Annotated in this window: 6 protein-coding genes; 3 read left to right on the top strand and 3 right to left on the bottom strand. The window is 61.6% G+C overall.

What is annotated here, in order from left to right; all coding sequences use genetic code 11:
* Window positions 1–568: cation efflux transmembrane domain-containing protein (locus tag AC1DWU_RS23060; protein WP_477152360.1), on the top strand; the 568-nt coding region annotated here is incomplete at its 5' end.
* 873 nt (window positions 569–1,441) lie between these two features.
* Here AC1DWU_RS23060 and AC1DWU_RS23055 read toward each other — a convergent pair.
* From AC1DWU_RS23055 to AC1DWU_RS23045, 3 genes are all read right to left on the bottom strand, one after another.
* Window positions 1,442–1,777 carry a hypothetical protein gene (locus tag AC1DWU_RS23055; RefSeq protein WP_477152359.1) on the bottom strand — a complete coding sequence of 112 codons (336 nt, stop codon included), beginning with the start codon at window positions 1,775–1,777 and terminating at the stop codon, window positions 1,442–1,444.
* A 276-nt stretch (window positions 1,778–2,053) separates the two neighbouring features.
* Window positions 2,054–2,752 (bottom strand): hypothetical protein, encoded by a 699-nt coding sequence (locus AC1DWU_RS23050; protein ID WP_477152358.1) that lies wholly within the window; start codon window positions 2,750–2,752, stop codon window positions 2,054–2,056.
* Between the two features lie 258 nt (window positions 2,753–3,010).
* Complete coding sequence (locus AC1DWU_RS23045) at window positions 3,011–3,211, bottom strand: hypothetical protein (protein WP_477152357.1); 201 nt, start codon at window positions 3,209–3,211, stop codon at window positions 3,011–3,013.
* Between the two features lie 195 nt (window positions 3,212–3,406).
* Here AC1DWU_RS23045 and AC1DWU_RS23040 point away from each other — a divergent pair, with 195 nt between their 5' ends.
* Together AC1DWU_RS23040 and AC1DWU_RS23035 are read left to right on the top strand one after the other, a co-directional pair.
* A complete protein-coding gene (locus tag AC1DWU_RS23040) occupies window positions 3,407–4,483 on the top strand; it encodes a glycosyltransferase family 4 protein (protein WP_477152356.1) in 1,077 nt (358 codons plus the stop codon).
* Window positions 4,484–4,494: 11 nt separating this feature from the next.
* A complete protein-coding gene (locus AC1DWU_RS23035; RefSeq protein ID WP_477152355.1) occupies window positions 4,495–4,830 on the top strand; it encodes a hypothetical protein in 336 nt (111 codons plus the stop codon).
* The last annotated feature ends 416 nt before the right edge of the window (window positions 4,831–5,246 follow it).

The following is a 5,246-nucleotide window of genomic DNA, read 5'->3' as shown; positions in this document are numbered from 1 at the left end:
AAGACGGGCTGTCCTGATCGTGGCCCTGCTTAATCTGGGCTACTTTGGGATCGAGTTCGCAGTCGCCCTTTCGATAGGGTCGGTCTCACTGTTCGCCGACAGTGTCGATTTCCTTGAGGACGCTTCGGTAAACCTGCTGATCTTCTTCGCCCTGGCGTGGACGCCTATCACCCGTGCCCGCGTTGGAATGGTGCTCGCCGGGATCCTGCTGGTGCCGGCCCTGGCCCTCCTCTGGGCGCTGTGGGGGAAATTCACCAACCCGGTTCCACCCGAACCGTTTGCCTTGTCGCTGACAGGCGCGGGTGCGTTGGCGGTCAACCTTGCCTGTGCCTTCATCCTTGCTCGGTTTAGGGCCCACAGCGGCAGCCTCACACGGGCAGCATTCTTGTCGGCTCGCAACGATGCCATTGCAAACGTGGCGATCATCCTGGCGGGGCTGGTGACGGCCTACATCTGGCAGTCCGTGTGGCCTGACGTGATTGTCGGACTGGCGATTGCTGCGATGAACATCGATGCCGCGCGCGAGGTCTGGGAAGCCGCTCGAGGGGAGCACGAGGAAGCTGCTTAGCAGCAGCCAAGATCTGCCGCCGGCCGACGGAAGGGCCAGAACCGGACGCTGCTCTACCCTGCCCGGCGCAGCGGCACTGGCTCGGTAGCTCGCGGCCGCGGCGGTGTACTCCAGTACAGCGACACATGCCGGTTGCCGCAGCGAGGACAGCACATTTTCTGTTGCAGGCGTTCAATTGGGAATTCGTGACCCAGCCCAGCGACCAGGCTTTCGAGGTCGATCGAAAACGCCTGATGCAGGGCTTCTTTGTCTTCAGACCCTCGTGCCTGCCCTCGCATCGGAGGCTAAGGGTCCACCCAGCGTGAAGCGCAGCGCCAAGACTGCGGACCTCATTGGCAATGTATTTTCGGGCAAAATGGGCGTTGCAATCGACACCGGGATACTGCATCGCCTTCGGGCACTGGCCGGCCATAGCGACCAACAGGCACACATCGGCCAACGGCGGATTGCCGAACTTTCTGCGAAGATTCCCCGTGACGGCCGCAGGGGGTGCAGACAATCGTCAACTTGGGATGACGATAGTCGGAAAGGTAGCCGCTAAAGGGGTCGTCAGGCGCACTCATTTCCGATTGATACATCCGGGAACGGAATGAGAACAAGGATGGACGCGCCCGGGACTCAAATTCCGCCCTGCCCGCACTAGGCAAGCCATGCCGTCTGACAGCCCCGCAATACCTCGCATGGTTCAGGAACGAAGCGCCTGCCCTGGGAGCGCAGCCCCGGAGGGTTCGTGGCTTTTCCCGATGGCCGCGATCGGCCCGAGCGCACGGCAATCCTCAGGCCGATGACGTCGCGCTCCGGGTCCTGGACCTGGACCGTTCGCTGTGGGCTGGCTTACACCGCCGGGGTCGCCAGCAACAACCAGGTGTCACGTCAGCCTTTCGAGTCGAGCAGGGTTTTGGGAGACAGGAAAGGCCCGTGCGGCTTTAGTGGCCGCGTCCCCTTACCCGGGGCCGAACTTTGAGCAGGGTCCGGAGCGACGCATTTTCCGGATCCCGCGTTCGGGCCGTCCCAGCGTCCACCGGAATTGATGCAGCAGGTCACGGGCTCCCCGTAACCAAATTTGATACAGTTGTCGTACTCTTCGATGTCCCACACCTGCTCGTAGCTGTCGTTGTTGCCCGCGCCCGAGACGATCGGCGGTGGTAGGACAACGGTGGCGGAGACGAGAACAGCTGTGAGGGCGCGACGAAAGCCAAGTGAGGTCATCTTTCTCTTCCATGTCGCGGCGACGCAGGAAACGTCGTCGATGGAGCGGATCTGACGCTGTGTCGTGAATGGCCTCTGAGTTTCGTATTAGCACTTCCTAGAGTGGCGCGCGCGAGGCAATACGTACTGCCGCGTCTAACTTCTTCAGTCCGTGCCGCTGCTGGCGCCAACCGGCCGGTAGTGAAGCTTTCTCGGTGCGCCAGTCCCTGGCGCCATCTCCGGCACGACTTTTGACTGTGAAGCCCCGGAACGTCTTCCGGGGCTTCACAGTGCAGTTTACTTCACGAGACCCGCGGCCTTGCAGGACTCGTAGGTCAGCAGTGCCAGGTCGATGCTCTTGGTCGTCGCGGCATCGATCCCGGCGTCAGTCTCACCGGTGGTTGCATCAGCGCTCGGTGCAGCGTCGGTAGCAGTGTCGGTCGAGGCGGCACCGCCCTGGGCCTGCTTGGCAGCCAGCGTATCGCAGGCTGCCTGCACCTTTGGAAGATCCTCTGCCGAGACGGCGACGCCGCCCACCATAGTGCCACCGACGACGGCGCCCGTGGTCATGGAGCTGTCGTCGACGTAGATGGTGATCGATCCGTCGGCCTGATTATGAACAACGGCAACCACATCGCCGGCCTTCAGACCTTCGGCCTCGAGCTTGGTGACGATGACGGTGTTCGCCGTCACCGCGTCGCGCAAGGTGGTGAGGGCGGCAGCGTTCGTCGTCACGGCGGTCTTGAAGCTGTCCATGTTCCCGGAGGCGCTGGCCTCGAGCGCGGACACCTTGACGATCTTGATTTTCGCGGGATCGCTAACTGTCGCCAGATCCACAGTGCCGGAAGTTGCGAGATGCGCCGACAGCTCGTCGACGGAGTCGAGATCGGTACTGAGGGTGACGCCGGCCGTCGTCGACGTGGTTGCATCCTGGGCAACCGCCACGGCAGGCCATGCGAGCCCGGCGAGCAGCGAAACAAGCACAATCGTTTTCATGATTTTCTCCTCTCCATGCAAGCAGGTTGCGCTGTCGAAGAGTTGCCGCGCTTTACCGCTTGCGGCCCCAATAACTTCGCGTGACGAAGGAGGTTCCCGGCGGACGGGACGATCCTTGAAGGCAGAGGCCCCTCGCTTGTGTCAGATCGCGGCACCGATCTTAATGCGTACTCTGGAACACTAAACGCTCGGGGGAATTTCAGCGTCGGCTCACTGAACATCTCCCCGCCATCGCTTACTCGGTTCCGCCCAAGCGCGTCATGGATTGAGGAGCTGACTTAGCTCCTCATCGGCACGCATCTTGTCCGGGTTGTACGCCATGGTCTCAAGGTTGCCATTGGGCAACTGGACTGTCACGTCGTGCACGCCCAAGCTGTTGGGTTCTTCAGATATCCGCGTCGTCTTGGTTAGCACCCACAACCACTGATCCCGCTCGATAGGCAGCTTCGGTTTGGCCATTCATCGAACTCCGTCGTTACGGCCGCCGCGGCGGATTCAATGACGACGCTGAAAGAGGGTTCCCGCTAGGCGCCAACGGGAATTGGCTCCGCTGGGGCGGAAACCAAATGCGTCGGGAGAGGTTTATCCTTCCGTTGCTTAGAACCAAAGCAGGCGGCGGACGTCAGAGGATGGGAGATCGTCCAGGTTGCCACGATGAGGATCGCGCAAGTCGCTCCGCTGTTCGAAAGCGTGCCGCCCAAACTTTACGGTGGCACTGAACGCGTGGTCTCGTTCATAACCGAGGAACTGGTGCGCCGCGGCCATCAGGTGACGCTTTTCGCCAGTGGAGATTCGGTGACCTCTGCCGAGCTCGTCGCCGGCTCTCCAGCCTCGTTTCGGCTCGATCCTTCCCTTGGAATGGCCACTCCGTATCATCTGACTATGCTGGATCAGGTGATGAAACGAGCGGATGACTTCGACATCCTGCACTTCCACACCGACTTGCTGCATTTCCCTCTGGTTCGCCCCGTTCAGGGCCGGACACTGACCACGCTGCACGGCCAGATCGGCTACCGGGACCTCGAATGGTTCTACAACCATTTCGCGGACGTCCCGCTGGTGTCCATCTCCGACGATCAGAGGCGTCCCATCTCGCATCTCAACTGGGCAGGGACCGTCTACAACGGGCTCCCTCGTGATCTGCTGCAACAAGGCAGCGGCGAGGCGGGCTACCTCGCATTCCTGGGACGGATATCACCCGACAAGGGGCCCGATGCTGCCATCGAGATCGCCACCCGGGCCGGCCTGCCACTACGTATCGCGGCCAAAATCGACGTGATGGATCGGGAATACTGGAACAGCAGGATCGAGCCGCTCATCCGTACCAACCCTCACGTCGAATACATCGGCGAGGTCACGGAGCAGCAAAAGTCGGAGTTTCTGGGCAATGCCCTCGGACTGGTATTTCCCATTACCTGGCGCGAGCCCTTCGGCCTTGTAATGATCGAGGCCATGGCCTGCGGCACGCCGATCGTCGCATACCGCAAGGGCTCGGTGCCGGAAGTCATCGAGGAAGGGGTCACTGGTTTTATCGTTGATACCGCGGACGAGGCCGTCGAGGCTGTAAAACGTCTCAGGGCGCTTGACCGCGATGCAGTGCGCGCCGCGTTCGAACGACGCTTCACCGCCGACCGCATGGTGGACGGATACCTTCGCATCTACAACGAGTTGCTTGCCACGGCCATGCCCGCGGCCGCTCCGCACCACCTATCACAGCCTCGGCTACAATGAGGAGATCGCCCATGGAGAACCCACAGGTCGTTCCCGAACGCCGCCTGCCGTCGGTCGAGAACCGGAGACGGGCCGAGGTAGTGGTCGCCCCATTCCTGAAGGCCCTAAAGGGGTGGAACGCCAAAGCCGCGTATCTCGGCGTTCGCGCCTCCTCGGCCTACAGCTCGCCAGAGGAAGGAGCTTTGGCCCGCCTTGAGGCCGGCGCTCTCCTCGCGGAGGTCAAGCACCGTCACGCTGAGTTTCGCGTCGCAACCAAGGGTGAGCCACCACATGGTCGCATTGATGATGTCGACGCGGCTTTTGAGCGTTTGGTGGAGCAACTGCGGACCCTTTCGTGGCCACCCTGAGGAAACTTGCGACACCACAAGGTCGAAAGGGCCTTCGATTCATCCTGTTGCGCGTTGCCATGTCGGCCGCCCTCTGGGCCGGCATCATCGGCGCAGTGCTCATCCTGCTCGGGATCGCAGACTAAAGCTTATTGATGGCACTCTGATGCCGGCGTGGATAGGCCCCGGCCTCGTTAGCGAAGTAGAGGCAGTAATGCCGACCTCGCTTCTGGGGGCCTCATCACATTCATTCGCAAAAGGAACTAAAGGTCGACCGAGAGGTTCGTCTGTAGCGGGTAGGCTCGGAGTAATGAAATGAAACACCTAGCTCTTACATCTCTTGCACTTGTCGGTGGCCTCGCGTTTGCGGTGCCCGCGGCTGATGCGGCGGAGGCGACGCGGTCGATCAACGTCAGATCCGGCCCCAGCACCTCCTA

Source organism: Devosia sp. P2_G7 (genome assembly GCF_056403495.1).
Note: the sequence above shows the minus strand (reverse complement) of the source record. Positions and strands in the feature narration are given on the sequence as shown.